Origin of the sequence: Chryseobacterium sp. YR221 (assembly GCF_900176315.1) — a bacterium.
Taxonomy (GTDB): Bacteria; Bacteroidota; Bacteroidia; order Flavobacteriales; family Weeksellaceae; genus Chryseobacterium; species Chryseobacterium rhizosphaerae.
The window spans coordinates 155,414-174,530 of the sequence record NZ_FWXM01000003.1 but is presented as its reverse complement, the minus strand read 5'-3'; the positions used below and the strand labels follow the sequence as shown (position 1 = coordinate 174,530).

At 35.9% G+C, this 19,117-nt stretch carries 7 protein-coding genes; 6 read left to right on the top strand and 1 reads right to left on the bottom strand.

What is annotated here, in order from left to right; genetic code table 11:
- Positions 1-9 precede the first annotated feature (9 nt).
- The 3 genes from B8967_RS10000 (at position 10) to B8967_RS09990 (ending at position 4,971) form a co-directional block, all read left to right on the top strand.
- Positions 10-1,611 carry a RagB/SusD family nutrient uptake outer membrane protein gene (locus tag B8967_RS10000; RefSeq protein ID WP_084085996.1) on the top strand — a complete coding sequence of 534 codons (1,602 nt, stop codon included), beginning with the start codon at positions 10-12 and terminating at the stop codon, positions 1,609-1,611.
- A 19-nt stretch (positions 1,612-1,630) separates the two neighbouring features.
- Complete coding sequence (locus B8967_RS09995; protein ID WP_084085995.1) at positions 1,631-2,737, top strand: SusE domain-containing protein; 1,107 nt, start codon at positions 1,631-1,633, stop codon at positions 2,735-2,737.
- Between the two features lie 77 nt (positions 2,738-2,814).
- Positions 2,815-4,971, top strand: coding sequence for a glycoside hydrolase family 97 protein (locus B8967_RS09990; RefSeq protein ID WP_084085994.1), 2,157 nt, complete (start codon positions 2,815-2,817; stop codon positions 4,969-4,971).
- Positions 4,972-5,060: 89 nt separating this feature from the next.
- Here B8967_RS09990 and B8967_RS09985 read toward each other — a convergent pair whose 3' ends face one another.
- Complete coding sequence (locus tag B8967_RS09985; protein WP_047485354.1) at positions 5,061-6,032, bottom strand: sterol desaturase family protein; 972 nt, start codon at positions 6,030-6,032, stop codon at positions 5,061-5,063.
- 664 nt (positions 6,033-6,696) lie between these two features.
- On the opposite strand from B8967_RS09985, the gene B8967_RS09980 reads away from it, so the two are divergent.
- From B8967_RS09980 to B8967_RS09970, 3 genes are read left to right on the top strand one after another with little or no spacing between them, the layout of a single operon-like run.
- A complete protein-coding gene (locus B8967_RS09980) occupies positions 6,697-8,073 on the top strand; it encodes a T9SS type A sorting domain-containing protein (RefSeq protein ID WP_084085993.1) in 1,377 nt (458 codons plus the stop codon).
- Between the two features lie 22 nt (positions 8,074-8,095).
- A complete protein-coding gene (locus B8967_RS09975) occupies positions 8,096-18,418 on the top strand; it encodes an RHS repeat-associated core domain-containing protein (protein WP_084085992.1) in 10,323 nt (3,440 codons plus the stop codon).
- The gene (locus B8967_RS09970; RefSeq protein WP_084085991.1) at positions 18,378-18,944 is read left to right on the top strand and encodes a hypothetical protein; all 567 of its coding nucleotides are present in this window, start codon (positions 18,378-18,380) and stop codon (positions 18,942-18,944) included. Before B8967_RS09975 ends, B8967_RS09970 begins: the two co-directional genes overlap by 41 nt.
- The last annotated feature ends 173 nt before the right edge of the window (positions 18,945-19,117 follow it).

The window sequence follows — 19,117 nt, the reverse complement described above, 5'->3', positions numbered from 1 at the left end:
ATAATTACGATGAAACTAAATACAATCAAACTTAAAAATATAGTACTGCCTCTTTCTGCGGCTTTTCTACTGACCACAGCGTCATGCGTTAATGATTTGGAAAGAGAACCGATTACGGATGTTACAGCTAAGGTGATCTATAAAGATTTTTCCAATTATAAAAATATTCTGGCAAAACTATATGGAGGTCTTGCTATGGGAGGGCAGATAAGCGGTGACGGTGACCAGCCAGACAGTGATATCAACGGAATTAATGGAGGTTTTTCCCAATACACGAGGCTGATGTACAACCTGAATGTTTTAACGACGGACGAAGCTGTAATCGGCTGGAATGACGGAAATCTTCACACACTGCATAAAATGACTTGGGATTCTTCCAACGAATTTATCACAGCCATGTATTACAGAGTGTACACAGAAATTGCTTTCTGTAATGAATTTCTGCGAAATGTGACGGATGAAAAATTAGCGGAAAATAATATTACCGGTGACAATCTTGTACAAGCTAAGCTAATGAGAACTGAAGCACGTTTCCTGAGAGCACAGTCTTACTATCATGCAATTGATATGTTTGGGAATGTTCCTTTTGTAGATGAAACCTATGTACCGGGATCTTTAACTCCTCCACAGAGAATAGAGAGAAAGGCTTTGTTTACTTTTATTGAGTCTGAACTCTTGGCAGTAGCTGGCGAACTTAAAGACCCTAAAACGAATGAGTATGGAAGAGCAGACAAAGCGGCGGCATGGTCACTGCTTGCAAAACTATATTTGAATGCTGAAGTATATACGGGAACACCGAGAAATACAGATTGTATCACTTATTGCAATAAAGTAATTGCAGCAGGATATTCTTTAAAACCAAAATATGACGAGCTATTCCTTGCAGATAACAACATCAATAATCCAGAGCAAATTCTAAGTGTAAATTTTGACGGAATCAATACTCAGACCAACGGTGGAACGACTTATTTGGTGCATGCGGCAATAGGTGGAGATATGAAGGCTTCTGATTTTGGAGTCAGTGGCGGATGGGGTGGTTTGAGGACCACAAAGGCATTTGTAGGTTTATTTCCTGCCGATGGAGCTGATAAAAGAGGAAGATTCTTTACCTCAGGACAGAATCTGGAAATTAATAATTTAGGTGTTTTTACGGATGGATATGCATTTATCAAGTATAAAAATATTAAAAGTAACGGAACTCCCGGCGCTCACGATAACTGGGTAGAGGCGGATATTCCTTTATACCGTTTGGGCGATATCTACCTTATGTATGCGGAAGCTGTTCTCAGAGGTGGTTCTGGTGGAAGTGTAGCAACTGCAGTTACTTACGTTAACCAATTGAGAGAACGTGCGTACGGTAATACCAATGGGAATGTAACTTCTATCAATCTGAATTTCATTTTAGATGAAAGAGCAAGAGAACTTTCCTGGGAAACTACCAGAAGAACAGATCTTATTCGTTTCAACAAGTATACCACAGGGGATTACCTTTGGCCTTGGAAAGGAAATGTAAAAGAAGGAAAAGCGGTGGAAAGCTATAGAAACCTTTTCCCTATCCCGAACAGGGATATTGTTGCGAATCCTAATCTTATCCAGAATCCTGGTTACTAACCTTTAAATACCGTTTAAAATGAAAAATTTATTCAAGATATTAGCTGCGGTTTTCATTGGGATATTCATGATTTCTTGTGAGAAGGATGAAGACAAAGCTGTACTGGAGATGACAAAAACTCCTACTTTATCAGCGGATGCTACTACATTGGTTATGCTGAAGGCTAACGAAAATGATAAAGCTGTAAAATTTACCTGGACTAATCCGACATTTAATCTTGCTGTCGTAAATAATAATGCGCTGGACATTGCCAAAGCCGGAACCGGGTTTAAAGATGCTAAAAGTACAGATCTTATAGCCAGTGATTTGACTGCTACTTATACCGTAAAAGATTTTAATAAAATTATTATCGATGCGGGATTTCTTCCTGAAATTGCAGAAAATATTGAAATAAGAATGAAGGCCTCCATAGGGAATGCTGTATTTTATTCTAATGTGATTTCAATGAAGGTAACTCCTTATTTGACTACATACCCTTCTTTTTATTTAGTAGGTGAAGCGTCTGCTATAGGCTGGGATGCAAGTAAGGCCCAGTTGTTATATAAAAATGAGAATATCTCTACAATATATACTTATTTGGAAAGCAGTAAAACATTCAGATTCCTGGGACAGAAGGACTGGAACCCATTAAATTACAGCTTAGATTTCGCAGGAATGAAACAGGAAAACAAATATTTTAAAACCTGGTCTTCCAATTTATCTGCTGCACCGGCGGAAAATATTAAGTTTAACGGAGCGACTGGAATGTATAAAATTGTTATTGATGCAGAAGCTACAAAAAAAACAATCACAGTATCTGCATCTCCAATCACAGTCTGGAATCCTGCAAACCTGTACATCGTAGGTACGATTAATTCATGGAATGCTGCGACAGCAATTGCTATGACCAACATGGGGGATGGTAAGTTTGAGCATACCCTTGCCCTTCCGGCAGGCTCTCAGTTTAAATTTCTGGGCCAGCAGAGCTTTGGAGAGCTGGATTGGGGAAATCTTTTAGGAGATGGCAATACAGGATATCTGGCTCCAAAAGGAAATAATGGAAATGTTATGTTTAACGGAAACGGAGGAAACTATAAAATTTCTGTAGACCTGAAACTGGGAATCTACAAAATCGAGCCATTATAATAAGTTAAATGAATTATATAGTAAAGTGTTGCTTTACCGCAGCACTTTATCTATTTTTAAGATTATAAATAGTCAATATGAAGAAAATTACAGTTGGAGCAATGTTGCTCTCCATGATGTTTGTAGGTGTGAAAGCACAATCTTTAAAATCTCCGGATGGAAAGTTTGAAATGAATTTTCAGCTGAAAAATGGAGTACCTTACTATAACCTTACCTATAATGGAGGAGTAGTGGTTGAAGATTCTAAGTTAGGATTAAGATTATTTAAAGACACAGCCATAAAATTCGCTTCCGAAATTGCTAAACCGGAAGATGCAAAATTCGACTTAAACAACGGTTTTGCTAAGGTAGATGAAAAGAGGGATTCTAAAAATGAAACGTGGCAGCCGGTTCTTGGGGAAAAGAAAAACTACATCAACAATTACAATGAGTTGGCAGTTACTTTGAACCAGGCTTCTACAGATAGAAGTATTGTGGTAAAATTCAGATTGTTTAATGATGGTCTGGGATTCAGATATGAATTTCCACAACAGAAAAACCTTAATTATTTCGTTATCAGAGAAGAGGATTCTGAAATTGATTTCCCAACAGATATGAAAGCTTGGTGGTTGGTTGCAGACTATGACTCTCAGGAATATCAATATCAGGAAACTAAAGTTTCTGAAATTCCTGCTAAGTGGGATCAGGCATTCGATGCCAATGCATCACAGTCATTAGTGAAAAATGCAGTTCAGTCACCCTTAATGCTTAAAAGAGAAGGAAAAGAACCTTTGTATATCAACGTTGCTGAAGCTGCAGTATTGGATTACCCTGCATCCCATCTTGAAGTTGATGCACAGAACTTCAGATTCAAAACGCACCTGACAGCAGACAGACAGGGAGCTAAGGGGTATATTCAGACTCCGTCAACAACACCGTGGAGAACAATTATTGTCGCTCCAAAAGCGGAACAGGTGATGGATTCTAAGATGATTTTTAACCTTAATGAGCCTACAAAGTATACGGATACTTCTTACATTCACCCTACAAAATACATGGGTGTTTGGTGGGAAATGATCATCGGAAAATCACAGTGGGCGTATTCTACAGCGGAGAATGTTCATATTGATAAAACGGATTTCTCGAAACTGACTCCAAACGGAAAACATGCTGCCAACAATACAAAAGTTAAAGAATACATCGACTTTGCCGCTGAAAATGGATTCCAGGGACTGTTGATCGAAGGATGGAATATCGGTTGGGAAGACTGGTTCGGACATTCTAAAGATTTTGTTTTTGATTTCATTACTCCTTATCCGGATTTTGATATCAAAATGCTGAATGATTATGCTCATTCTAAGGGAATAAAGCTGATCATGCACCATGAAACATCCGGTTCGGCAGCCAACTATGAAAGATGGTCTGATAAAGCATTCCAGCTGATGAATAAATATGGGTATGATGCAGTAAAAACAGGATATGTAGGAGATATTATCCCGAGAGGAGAACATCATTACTCTCAATGGACGATCAACCATTACTACAGAATTGCTGAAAAAGCCAATGAGTATAAGATTATGGTCAACTCTCACGAATCTGTACGTCCTACCGGTGAAAGCCGTACCTATCCAAACTATATTTCTGCAGAAGCAGCACGTGGTACGGAATATGAGGCTTTCGGAGGAAATAAGCCTGATCACCAGACTGTCCTTCCTTTTACAAGATGGATGGGTGGTTCAATGGATTATACTCCGGGAATTTTCCAAACTAAATTAGACTATTATTTCCCTGGAGATAAGCGTTTTGTAAAAACTACATTAGCTAAGCAGTTAGCATTATATGTAACGATGTATATGCCTCTTCAGATGGCAGCTGACCTTCCTGAAAACTATAAGAAGCATATGGATGCATTCCAGTTTATCAAGGATGTTGCTGCAGACTGGGATGATACTAAAATCTTATCTGCAGAGCCAGGAGATTACGTGATCACTGCCAGAAAAGCAAAAGGTACTGAAAATTGGTTTGTAGGTGGTATTACAGACGAAAATAAGCGTGAGTATACCGTAGATTTCTCATTCCTGGATAAAGGAAAGAAATATGAAGCAACCATCTATGAAGATGGAAAAGATGCTGATTATATCGACAACCCTCAAAGCTATAATATCTACAAGAAAGAGATTACCAGCAAGTCTAAGATTAATTTTAAAATGGTAAGAAGCGGTGGTTTCGCGGTTTCTATCAAACCTGTAAAATAAATTTTTATAATTGCTTATAAAACTGCCCCGGCTCACAGAGCCGGGGCAGTTATTTTTTTAAATAAAGTATTGATTTTTCATTGAATATTTTATTGATCTGAATATTGATATTCTGGTTCTGGAACTTCTATTTTTTCAGGTAACGGCTTATTTTTTATCTTTTCGTTATATTCCTTTTGGTATTGTTTTACCGTCTTTCCGGTGCCATCGTGCTTCCAGCCCGGAGAGTAAAAAAGATATTTTATCCTGTCTTTAAAAGAAAGTCCTGGCTGGCGAATATCTTTTCCAATTCTTCTCCATTCGTAAAAGAGCATAGTAGCAGGGTCTTTAGACTTTATTTTTGGGTATACTCCATATTTTACAGGAACTTCAGGGTCTTCTTTTTCAAATGTCCCAAAGATTTTGTCCCAGATAATCAGTCCCATTCCCATATTACGGTCTAAATATTTGATATTACAGGCATGATGTACACGGTGATGCGAAGGAGTTACCAAAATGTACTCTAAAAATCCCATGCTTTTAATAGATTGAGTATGCACAAAGGTACCATAGATTTGTATGGCCGAATACGCTACTAAAATATGCCATGGATGGAATCCCATGAATGCTAGCGGGGAGAAAAATAAATACCTGTACAAAGGCTGGAATACAGGGCTTCTGAAGCCTGTACTGATATTGAAATAATCAGAATTGTGATGGGTAATGTGTACAGCCCAGAACACCCGTGAGTGATGGTCTACATAATGGTGGACATAATAAGCGAAATCCTGGGCAAGAAATACAGCAATCCAATACCATATTCCAACTTCCCAATCAAAAATGCGGTGATGATAAAAAAACATCATAACAAAAAGAGAAAAGCCCTTCATGATAATGTCCAGTCCATAGTTTAACAGGGCAAAAAGAACATTGGTTGCTACATCTTTGGTTTCATAAATTTTCTCTTTATTAAAATGGCTGTAGGCCATCTCTATAAAAATAATAGCAGCAAATACAGGAATGGTCCATGTGTAAACAACGTCTGGGCCCTCAGTATGGAACATAGTACTAAAATCAAACATTTTTTCTGTAAAACTAAAAATAAAAAGAGATTGTAAGCCAGTTTTTTAGGAAAAATATTCTTCCCCACACAATATTTTTTATATAAATCCATAATAAATGAATTAAAATGGAAAAATGATGATGTTATTATGAATAAAAGGATGCTGTTTTAAGAAAAGACAGAAGATAAATTAAAATATGTTTCCAGTTTACCTCCTATGATATTTTCAAAAATTTATAAAAAAAGAATAATAAGGTTTAGGATGATCATTATTTGGGGATAATTGTTACGGTCTTCAAAAATAGAGGACTATATCATGCGAAATAATAAATTTTGAACATAATTAACTTATTTTCAATGTGTAAATTGACTTTTCAAGGTGTTTTTATTCAAAATAATTTGTTATTATGTTAAGTCAAAATTCTCTCGTAGGGGAAAAAAAATATTTTTTTTACTTTCTAACCTAACTGATTTTTAAGCTCTCAATACTTATTACTTTTCTAAGAAAATGTCCTGTTTGAAGCTGTTTTCAGTTTTTTATTACAATAGTGAAATAAGATTTATTTACTTGTTTTATTGGTTTGTAAAGGTTATTTTTTATTAAAATATTGAATTTTTTTAAATTTTTAATGCTCGTTTCATATTTTTTGCTAATTTGGCTGTACTAATAACCCTCATAGAGAATGAAAACTCAGTACCGTTTAAATGTGTGCAGCTGCCTTGCATTGTGCTTAGGTATCTTCTATGGTAATGCACAACTTATTGATCAGAAAAATAAGATCTGGGAAAAAGCAAAACCCGAATCGTTGCGAGAAACCTCAAAATGCGATTATGGCTCATTGCTCAACTTCAATTGTAATATAAGGCAACACTTTCCAAAGCCTATTACCTACAGTAAAAATGATGCCCAATCTCTAATCGTTGTACATCATTCAGGTGAAGACGAAAACATCTGGTATAATAAAGATATTATTGCAGAGCTTAGCAATACTTCTTTCAAAAGCAGTGGAAGCGACAAGCTTATTGAACTGAAAAAGAAACCCAGTATTTTTTCTTATCTGGGATCTAAACAAATTTCCAGTAACCCTAAAGACCGTCTGAATATAGGCCTTGAAGATAAAAATCTTTATGAGGCTATTTTTGTTCCCAGGAAGCTTTCAAAAAAGGACCTGGAAAAGGTTCATACCTATTTGTCTATTAAATACGGGATCTCGCTGGAGGGTGTAAAATATGTCAACAGTAAAGGGGATGTCATCTGGGATCCTGAAAAACATAAAGATTTTAAAAACAGACCTACCGGTATTGGGAGAGATGATGCCAATGAGCTTAATCAGAAGCAATCCAGTAACCAGGAGGATAAGACAATCAGTATTGGAAGAGAAAAGATTTCAAGGACTAATTTTGAAAATAATGCTCCGTTAGACAACTATACATTTGCGATATGGTCTGATGATAACAAAGATCTCAGTTTTGAAGAGAAAGAAAACTTAAGGGTACTGAAGAGAAATTGGGAAATCAACTTTATCGGCAATACTATTCCTAAAAAAGGATATGTGCTGCAGATTGCTAAAAAGCTGATGAATCCTGAAAATTCACGTTTGAACTACTGGATGCTTATTAAAAATGAGGATGGCAGTTTAAAAAAAATAGAAGGAAAGGCTAACGATGAAATGGTAGAATATTCGGGAGTAGAATTTCCTGAAGATAAAAATTCAGCTGTTTTTACTTTTGCTACCAATAGTACCGGAGAAAAGCAACCGGATAAAAATAATATTCATGATCCAGCCTATACAAAAGGACCGGGTGATGCTACTTCAGATTTCCAATATATGCTGTATCCGAACCCTGTGAAAATGAACAATAATTTTACAGTGAAGTTCCCACCGACAGAAGGATTGGAGATTGCCATTTATGACGGAGGAGGAAGAATTCTTTCTACCGAAAAAATAGATTCGAAAATTACGATATATCAAAACAGCCTCAAGATACAAGGGGCCTACCTGGTCGTACTTACTCAAAACAAAAAACTGATTAAGGCTTTTAAAGTGGTCGTTGATTAATTAATACTATTTCCCTTAATATATGAAAACTAAATTACCCATTAGGTTGAGAAGAAAGCATCTTCTCATCTTAGTATTCTTTGCTTCAGTATTTACTTTTGCAAGTTTTACGAAAGAGGACAGACAGAAAGTGAGGGCTTTCAAACTTCAGCTTATGAAGAAATATGTCTATCATCAAAATGATAGCACTACAGCATCCTCCTTATCCGATCATATTAATCATTCCACTCCTCTGCTGAATAAAATATCGACAGCTCCTTCTCCCACAGAAGGCTTGAGTGTTCAGAATAAAGGATTCCATGAAATAGTATCCGCACGTATTGAAAAACCGGCGAATGTATTTGAATCAATAGAAAAACAAGGTATTATCGGTGAATTCTCTGATGATGAATCAGATGATGCAACAGATAATTTCTTCACCATAAACCTTCCGGAAGTTAAAAACCAAAATGGTGCAGCATATCTGGAGTATGACCTGTTCGGGCTTGATTCTTACCAATCAGTCTCCAGATCCATCAACAAAAATGTTGCGTTCGGTGGGGATATTATTGTTCCGGGGAATAAATGGAGTGCACAAAAAGAAGAGATCAGCCTAAATTCATTACATCAGGGGAAAAATACGATTCTCTTTACCTCTTCATTGAACGGAATAAAATATCGGGTAAAGAATGTAAAAATAGTACTTGAAAAAAATCTGAATCCACAAAACGGGATTTCTACACTTCTTTCCGAAGACCATTTATATGTAAAAGGTTCGGATAGCCATTGGGGATCCCAGGCTGTAAACATCAATGGCCAGATGGTGGAATCTTCCAGAGGAGAATTTGAAACACTTGTTAAACTTTCAGATGAAGATAAGAAAAGAGGATTTGTATCTGTTTCTTCTTCTGCCGGTACAAAACAATATCCGCTGTCTCAAAGTGTGCCTTCATTTAAAATTGTAAATGAAGCCAGGTTTACACCTTTCATTGTCACTGTATCAAAAGATTCGGAATACAATGAAAAGTATGAGAATGCTACGGTAAGCATTGAAAAGAATTCAGTAGCAGAATCCGGGCAGGTTGAAATACTGAAATTAAGAAAAAAGGATTACCCTTCTGTTGTCGGAGAGATTAAAAATCTATCTGTAAATGCTGCTGCGTATCGTATAAATACCAAGTCAGGAAATTTTACCAAAAAAGTGAAACTGTCCTTTCCTTATGATGAGAAAAAGCTTGGAGTAAGATCCGCTAAAGAAATTAAAGCATTCCATTTTGATTATAATTCAAGAAAATGGATTGAAGACCCTACTTCTGTAGTGAATACGGATACCAAAATGGTAACAGTAGAAACAGACGGGGATGGAGATTATATCAATGGAATTATTTCCGTACCAGAATCTCCACAACTCAGTGCCTCTAATCCTACGGGAATAAGTGGATTGAAAGCAGGTGATGCAGCAGCTGCGAGGAATTTTATTTCTCCTCCAAGTGCGAATCAAAAGGGAGGATCAAATGTGTCGTACCCTATTGTAATTCCATCTGGAAGGAAAGGGATGCAGCCTAATATCAGTGTTTCTTATGATAGTAATAAATCTAATGGCTGGATGGGAGAAGGATGGGATGTTAATGGCATTTTATCGCTCAGTATAGATACTCGTTGGGGTGCACCAAGCTTTGATAGTCAGACAGAAACTGAATTATATTCTTTAAATGGTGAAACCCTAGTATATGACGGTAATTATTTGCCTCATAGGCATAATGATATCAGTGAAACCAGCAGTATATTCACTACTAGGAAGCAAAAACGGGATACTCTGTTAATCGATAATAAAAAGACTTTTTTCCTTAGAAGAAATCACGATTTTTCAAAAATTGAGAGATATGGAACGACTCCTAAAGATTACAGATGGGTAGTTACCAACACGAAGGGAGGTAAAGTCTACTATGGAGGTAATGAATCTGGAGTTATTGAAAATACGGTTATTAAAGATGGCAATGGTAATATTGTTCACTGGGGAGTATGGAGAGAGCAGGACGCTCTCAAAAATTACATTGAATATGAATATGAAAATATAAAATTACAGGGGCTTACTGCTGAAAATGAAAACTTAAACGGAGGACAATATTTCCATATCAGTAAAATCACTTATACGAAGATGGATGGTCAAAACCTCAAGTATTATACCGTTGAATTTGAAAAAGAAAGCAGGATTACCAGACAGGATATCAGTATCAATGCTAAAAGAGGAGTGAAGGAAGTAGAACCCTATAAACTATCTAAAATATATGTAAAATATGATGGAGAACTGATAAGAACCTATACATTCACCTATAAGGAAGGTCAGTTTTTTAAAACATTATTGAGAAGTGTAGTACACAAGGATACATCTAATGATGTTGCTTACAATAGCTTACTAACTGAACAATTTGACTTTGAATATTTTGATGATATCAAAAGTACACCCAATAGCAGTCCTGTCAATTTTGGAGGTTCTGTAGATATTAATGCCGGAGGTGGGGGAGATGCATTTCCCATTTTACCTAATTTTTTGAAACCTTCTAAGATTTCAGCTAACAATACATTTGAATGGGGGGTGAACGGAAGAGTACCAGGGGTTGGTTTAGACTTTCTTCTGCCTGGTCCTACCAGAGCGTATGGCCATGTAATGGCATCTTTTAATTTGGGCCATTCAGAAGCAGAAGCTAAAAAAGCCCAGGAACTTATGGATTTTGATGGCGATGGAATTCCAGATCTGATTTATAGAAAGCCAAGTAGCGGACTATTTCTTCGTTCAGGAAACCTTTCGGGTGCGAATATCAGTTTCGGACAGGAAAGACCTATACGCTATCTGAACAGTAATTTTTCCCTTACTAAAACCAAAACCCAGAATATAGGTTATGATGCTGGTGTCAACGTTTTTGGAATTGGATTCAACTTCTCACAGATGTGGGCCACCAGTAAAAGTGAAACCTCATCTTTTATTTTGGATGCCAACTCTGACGGAGTGATGGATGTAGCCCAGGATGGGCGGGTCCTTTTCGGAAGAATCAATCCAACAGATGGATTTGTTGAAATGACTCAATATAGTGACAATACAGAAAATATGGTGATTGTTGCAGATACCATGATCCAGCATAATTCTCCACTGGAAGGAACTTGGCAGGATATCTCTAAAAATGATGTTGTTAAAGTTTGGGTGGCACCAAGGGATGGATATATTCAGTTTGATGATAGTGTACAGGTGGAAAATGTACCTAACGCAAAGGCTCTGTATTCTGTTGAAATTAAAAATCCTTCAAATCCCGATAAGAATGGAAGGATATATTTAAAGGAGTTTACAGCAGGTATGGCTGTAGAAAATATAAATATATCTAACTATAATATGCATTATGCTGATATACAATCTATGGCCCCTGTTGGTGTGAATCATTTGGGGATTGATAATCCAGGACAATTATATGTGAATTCTGGGGATAAGATATTTATAAGATTACATAAAAACGATAATTATAGTTTTAAAGTAATGTCTAATCCAAGCATAACTTATGGATGGCTTCCAAAACCTATTATGATTGGCCTTAATCAAGATGGATTTAGCCTTAATAATGGTAAGTATAGTAATAATTTTTTATTAAATAATCATACAAAGCCTATTTCTATAGATACTCCGGGAACGGTTAGTATCACGGTGCCAAAAATTACTTTTCCGGATTCTAAGGATGATATTACCTTTAAAATTATTAAAACTACAGCAACTTCAACTACTGGAGATGTAATATATTCAAAGACCTATGCTAAAAGTGATATTCCTTTTGATACAGTTCCATTATATCCCGGGGTAGCAAATGTAACGAGCTTGTCTTTTACACAAAATGATATTCCTGCTACTATCAGTTTTGTGGTAGAATCAGATTCTCATACTGCATTTAAAGATACTAACTGGAATAGAATCAATGTAGATTATTATCCAACTACGGGGAATTCTCAAAATTATACTGCTGTAGCGGGATATCCATCAGACGTTATTACTGAATTTAATCCTACCATAAATTTAAAAGAGATTCCGAATACTCCAACGGGTACTAATACTTATAGAATTGGAATCAATAAAAATATTCCGCTCAATTCTGGATTGCCTAGTGGTAGTTTTTATTACATCGTTAAAAAGAAAGGTACGGTTATCAGTAAAAGGAGAATAATAGCTCCGATGAATAATTCCGGAAATATTGTTGAAGTGGATATGGCTAATAATAATCAGACTGTTTCTGGAGATGTGCCTGCTCCATTTTACACAGGTGATTTGAATAACGGTTTTATATTTATGGATGCTATAAATATTCAGGTATACTGCAAAACTAAAGCAGATTATGATTTTTATAAGGCATATAGCGCTGTAGTCCAAAATAAACCTTTTAATATTTCTTATGGAGGAAATGTCTTCTTGGCTTCAGTTAATCATACTTCAATCAACTCTTCAGCATTGGAAAATATAGGTCAGTTTTATCATAACTGGAGCCAGTTCCTTTATAATGAATATGCTGATGTAGTTCCTACTGGGAATACTGATGGTTTTATGCTGAATCCTGCAACTCCTTCAGATAATTATGGACGTTTGATCAATCTTGCATCCATGCAGGAAGTGAATATACCGGTAAACCTTAACTTCCCGATGTGCAATAACCTTGCTACACAGGATGAAACAGCACAGTGTATTGCCCAGCAGATCAGCAATACAGGATTCTATCAAAACCCCGCTAATTTTGGGCCTAAACCGGTAACGGTATTAAACCCAACTGTATATAAGCAGGTAACAGGTCCTAGAGAGGATCAGGTAATAACTTATACTGAAAAATGGATTGGAGTAGGTCCTGAACAATACGCAATGGCAGATTCATTTAAGGATAATGAAACAGCCAGTGGTTTCTTTAATCCACAGACTGCAAATCCTGACTTACCGGATAATTTGCTTCTTCAGGGTAATGTAGATACCAAAATGTTCTCTATTAATAAAAAATATTACAGTAAATCGAGAACGAATACATTAAGCGGAAGCTTATTTAATTTTGGAATTCAAAATGCAAGCTCTGTTTTAGTAGGAGATGGGAATATAGCACTACAGGACTTTATGGATATGAATGGTGATGGTTATCCGGATGTGGTGTATAAAGATGCTATGCAGATCACTAATTCTACTGGAGGACATGGAGGATTGCGTAATCCTTTTGTAAATGCTTATATATCAAACACAGACAGTTATTCCAAATCATTGTCTCCACAATATTCAGCGGCTAAATTTATCCAGACAGGGGCTTCATCCAGAAACGGAGAAGTAAGAAGTAATACCAATCAGTACTCATATAGCCCTAATGTAGCAATGAATAGTGGAATCGAAACCTCTGCATCATGGTCTGCACAGGCTTCTGTAAATTATGATTCTAAAGATTCGGGAGAATCTTATTGGATGGATGTGAATGGAGATGGATTAGCAGATAGAATCACAGGCGGAGGTTCAAGCAATATGAAGTATTACCTTAATTTAGGATATGGTTTGGATAGTGGCTACAGTTATAAAAACGCAGAAACCTTTGCATCGGGTCCTGTAGGATCACTTGGTTTCAGTCTGGGATTTGATTTTGGAGGGATGAGCGGACTGGTAGTAAGTGCGAGTGCGGGTGCATCTGCAGCATTAGGTTCATCTAAAACCACTTTTGAAGATATCAACGCTGACGGGTTGGCAGATATTTTAATTGTTGGAAGTTCTAATACGTATGTAAAGTACAACCTTGGAAACAGATTTTCTAATGCTGTTGAACTGTTCAGAAATGGTGGAGGATTAGACTATAATAACGAATCTAAAACCTATAGAGGGGGAGTTTCTGTAGGAGCAGGCTATTACTACACATTCCCGATTGTATGGTGGCCATTCCCACCAATTCCACTGATCTATCTGAAAATAGGAGGTCAGGTGACCGGAAATATGGGGCTTTCCATTGCTGAAGTAGATAAATCCTTTAAAGATATGAATGGTGATGGCTTCCCGGATCTGGTAGTTTCTAAAGACAACGGATTTGTAGTAAATTATTCAACAATTGGAAGAACCAATAAACTGAAAACTGTTACCAATTTCAAAGATAAAGCGCCATTTAGTGTTTTTGGTTTGGATTACGAGTTTGTGAAACCCACTTATAATGATTCTCATGGAAGATTGGTGATGAAAGAAGTCAGAGTGATGAATCCGGATATCTTCTCACCAACGTACCTATCACCAACAAATAATAAGGATATTGTAAAAACATTTAAATATGAAGGGGGAAAATATGACAGACGTGAACGTGAGTTTTTTGGATTTGAAAAAGTAACTACTTATGATATGTGGTATAGCAATAATATCTACAGATCACAGATAGATTATTATGAAAATAAGAGTTATTTTCTAAATGGTAAATTGAAAAAAGTTGAGATGTATACAGGTGTAAATGACCTTAATGCTTCAACAGAGTATACTTACAATATTTATAAATTTAAGGATAATAACACACGACTGGATATGAACAGTTCCCTTGCTGAAACTTTTGATACAGGAGGTAAGGAAGGTCGAAAAATGGCCATTGCATTATTGGTGAATACCAGAAAGAAAAATATTGAAAATGGAGGATATACCCAAGTGGGAGAAGGATTAGATTATACGGATAAAGGTTTTGTTAAGCAAATGATGCATTTTAGCAATTCTGCTACTTATAATACCGTGATTGATTATCATAATTATCCGTCTCCTAACAATATTATAAGCGTACCTAGATCAATAAAGGTCTATGAAGCATTATCCACATCCAATCCAATCCGTGAAAGATCAACAAAGATAGATCCTAACACAGGTCTAATACTTCAGGTTTCCGCTAAATTGAACAGTTCAGAAATAGCAAATACCGATATTACCTACGATTCTTTTGGAAATATAGTGAACATTATGTATCCAGAGAATGAAAACGGAGAACGGTATATTTTAGATTATCAATATGATACGGATACCCATAAGTATGTAGTGACTACAAAGGATGTTTTTGGGTTTACTTCATCATCAGATTATGATCCAAAATTTGATGTGGTAAGACAAACTACCGATGCTTCTGGGAATACTACCGAATATGAATATGATGCTAAAGGACGTATTGCCAAAATACTGGCTCCTAAAGAAAAAGAAGCAGGGGCACCCTATACCGTTAAATATTCTTATAATACATATGGAACACCCAATCCAAATTTGGGATATGTTAGTAATTATTATTGGTGTTTAACACAAAATTATAATCCACAGGACCCATCCAATCCGATAGAAACGATGACGTTTTCAGATGGTTGGGGGAAAGTGGTGCAGACTAAAAAAGATATACTGCTGAATGGAGAGGAGAAAATGTCAGTGTCAGGAAGAACTATTTATGACGTGGTGGGAAGGGCTATTTCACAGCATCATCCGATCTTTGAAAATAAGTATCCTCCTAATGATCCGAATCATACAAATGTGTGGCTTAATATGAGTGCGCCTTCACCTTTTTATTCCTCAATCCAAAGAGATACTAAAGATAGAGTTGCAGTTACGGTCGATGAATTATTCCATACAGCTAATACAATGTATTCTGTTGAAAATAATATGTTAAAGAGTACGTTAGTTCTATTTCAGAATAGTAATACTCAGCTTAAATCCGAAACATTTACAAGTTCAGAAGGAAAAACGATGCAGGTTAAAAGTTATCTGAATGGACAGGCATTGACTACGAAGTACAACTATAATACGATTGGAGAATTGAAGTCCACTGAAGATCCAACAGGTATTAAAACATTGTATACTTATGACAAGGGAGGAAGAAGAACCCAGGTGGAACATCCTGATCATGGTGTAAATAAATATGAATATGACCCTGCTGGAAATATGATCAGATTGTTTACTACTAATATGGAAAACACAAGTTCTGCTCAGCAGTATATTCATTATGTTTATGATATTAACAGACTTTCTGATGTAAAATTCCCGGATCTGCCAGGAGCTAATCCTTCTAATGTTCATTATGAATATGGGCCTCCAGGTTCAGGAAATAATGCTGGAAAAGTTATTTTCCAATCAGATAATTCCGGAACAACCAAGTTTGAATATGGAAATATGGGGGAAGTGGTAATGGAGCATAAAACGATTTCAGGATATGGAATTCCCAATATGGAATTCAGGACTTTATTTGAGTATGACAGCTGGAACAGAATCCAAAACCTTACGTATGCAGATGGAGAGCTTGTACAGTATGAATACGATCTTGGAGGTAATCTTAAAAGAATACACAACAAGGAGGGGTATGAATATGTTAAAGAGATTGTTTATGACCAATATGAGCAGAGAGCCTCTATTGAGCTAGGTAATGGTACGAAATCGGAATTTACATACACTGCAGCTGACAGAAAACTGAATACCCACCGTCTTAAAGATTATTATGGAACGGATCTTCTGAGAAATGATTATAAATATGATTATGTAGGGAATATCACAGAGCTGAAAAATACTGCTGGAGTATATAATGAAATGGGAGGGAATTATATTTTCAATTATAAATATGATCATTTGAACAGGCTTACTTCTTCTGATGGAAGCTTTACCGGAGATCCACAGACTCATTTTGGTACAACCGCTTCAGATTTTGAAATGACTATGGCATACAATAATGCTGGTGGAATTGAACAGAAGTATCAGAAACATAATCAGGATGGTAATGTAAATGATTTGAATTCATATGATAACAGATATTATTATGTATCAGGTACCCATAAAGTAGAGCATATTGAAAATGCAAGTACCGGGCAGTATGAAAAATTTGAATACGATTATAATGGGAATGTAACAAGATATAATAAGTATGGAGAATCCGACCAGTTATTATGGGACGAGCAGGATCGTTTGAAGGCTGTTAACAGAGAAAGTCAAGGTGTTTTCCAGTATTATGTTTACGATGATAAAGGAGAAAGAATAATTAAATGTAACCTGGAACAAGGAGCGCAACTCTACCAGAATGGACAGGTTATAGATCCAGGAACAATCCAGGTCAATAGTTTTAAGATATATCCTAATGCTTATCATGTGGAGAATTCAAATAAAATGCTCACAAAACACTATTTTGCAGGATCAGAAAGAGTAGCAAGCCGAATTATGGACTTTGACTTTCCAACCATGAGACAGCAGGCTAACCCCGGGATTGCTTCAAAAGATAAAAATAATGGAGCTGATCTGAAGCGGTATCTTGAAAAAGCAGGAATAGATTTCAGTCAGGTAAAAATTGAATTAGCTAAGGGACCACAACTTCAGGCAGGTGTTTATTATCTGCATGGAGATCATTTGGGAACAGCTACTTTTGTGACGAACCAGGATATGAAACCTACTCAGTTTTTCTTAAATTTACCTTTTGGAGAAACTATGGCAGAGCAGATGACTGGAGCTTATAATAATCCTTATAAATTTAATGCTAAAGAACTAGATGAAGAAACTAGTCTGTATTATTATGGAGCAAGATATTATAATCCTAGGTTGAGTATTTGGTATGGAGTGGATCCTATGGCAGGAAGCTATGCTAGCTGGAATCCATATGCTTATACATTTGACAATCCAATAAATCTGATAGATCCCGATGGAAGAGAGCCTCGCCCTAGATACAGATATGAAAATATCAGTAAAAATAAAAACTATGGTACTGTTTTAGTCCTGCCTTTAAATTATAAATCAGATGCTGCTATGCTGTCCGAATATAAATCAGCCAAGCAACAGGGCATGCCTATGATTTTTGTATCAGGAATAAATGGCCTTGCCCAGTCAATTAAAAAATTGAAAAGTCAAAATGTGGACTTCAGTGCCTTGTCTGTCTCTCAACATGGTAATCAGGGGTTTTTCCAAATAGGAAGTGAATCTGCATATCATGCAAAAATGCCAAACGGTGGTCCAGTGGAGGTTCAAACACCAAATGGTACAGAAACGAAAATACTGGAGAGTACAAGCTCTCAGTTTAAACATTTAGGTAACTTATTAAAAGGTAAATTGGTGTTTATTGGAGAATGTCTCGTTACAGCCCAGAATGATGCTGATGCCAAAAAAATGATGCAGTCATTTTCAGATATTACACAATCAATGGTGTTTACCTCTGATCATAGTGTACCTTCTGGTTATACCTATAAGGGGAATTCAAGTTATTTAAATTCTCCCGAAGCAAGTGAAGGTGGTGATGTAAATGATTATCATATTTTTTCACCCAATCAAAAATCAAAAGAAGTATATGATTTAAAAATTAGACAAAATGGATGGTTCAATTGGAATAAAAAAGATAGCACTAAGTAATATTCTCGTGCTCTTGGTATTATGTTCTTGCTCCCAAAAAGACAAGAACATAACTAAGGAGGTTAATTATAAGTACTTTAATGAGTTTTCTTTGTCAGGTATTGAAAAAATAAATGATATTGATTCCTATAATGGAAATTTTTATCAGATATTTAAAGAGAAAGATTCAGTAAAGACAATCTCAATCAATAAAAAGAATACTACCTTTTATAAATTTGATTCTATTTTATATTTGAATAAAGGGACATATTGGTATTGTGAACATCAATTACCACTAGCCAATTCTGAGAAAGCTTTTACAAGCTTCTCCAAAGTAGATGTTAAGTATATATTCAATGATAGTATAATGGTATGGTCACGAGATTATTTTAACAGAAATTATGCAGGAAAATATGCAGGGCAAAGTGTTCAACTTTTTACTAAAAATGATACTATTAGTGAAATTTTTAAGAATGATCTTACCGGAAAACAAATAAATGGAGATCAGAGACTGGATATTCTAAAAAAAATAATCCTCAAAAAATAAATTCATACCTTCAATAGCATATCATAAAACAGCCAGCTCTCTGAGTTGGCTATTTTATTGATATAGGTTTTAAAGATCATTTAATTATGAAAATCAATTGGTCATTATAATCTGGTAGAATTGAATTGTAAAATTTTAGTCATTATTAAATACCCTCTATTTAAATTTTTAAT

What these genes read in the sequence shown, in the direction of transcription:
- B8967_RS10000 (WP_084085996.1), top strand. Translation starts at nt 10, where the DNA reads ATGAAACTAAATACAATCAAACTTAAAAATATAGTACTGCCTCTTTCT.
- B8967_RS09995 (WP_084085995.1), top strand. Translation starts at nt 1,631, where the DNA reads ATGAAAAATTTATTCAAGATATTAGCTGCGGTTTTCATTGGGATATTC.
- B8967_RS09990 (WP_084085994.1), top strand. Translation starts at nt 2,815, where the DNA reads ATGAAGAAAATTACAGTTGGAGCAATGTTGCTCTCCATGATGTTTGTA.
- B8967_RS09985 (WP_047485354.1), bottom strand. Translation starts at nt 6,032, where the DNA reads ATGTTTGATTTTAGTACTATGTTCCATACTGAGGGCCCAGACGTTGTT.
- B8967_RS09980 (WP_084085993.1), top strand. Translation starts at nt 6,697, where the DNA reads ATGAAAACTCAGTACCGTTTAAATGTGTGCAGCTGCCTTGCATTGTGC.
- B8967_RS09975 (WP_084085992.1), top strand. Translation starts at nt 8,096, where the DNA reads ATGAAAACTAAATTACCCATTAGGTTGAGAAGAAAGCATCTTCTCATC.
- B8967_RS09970 (WP_084085991.1), top strand. Translation starts at nt 18,378, where the DNA reads ATGGATGGTTCAATTGGAATAAAAAAGATAGCACTAAGTAATATTCTC.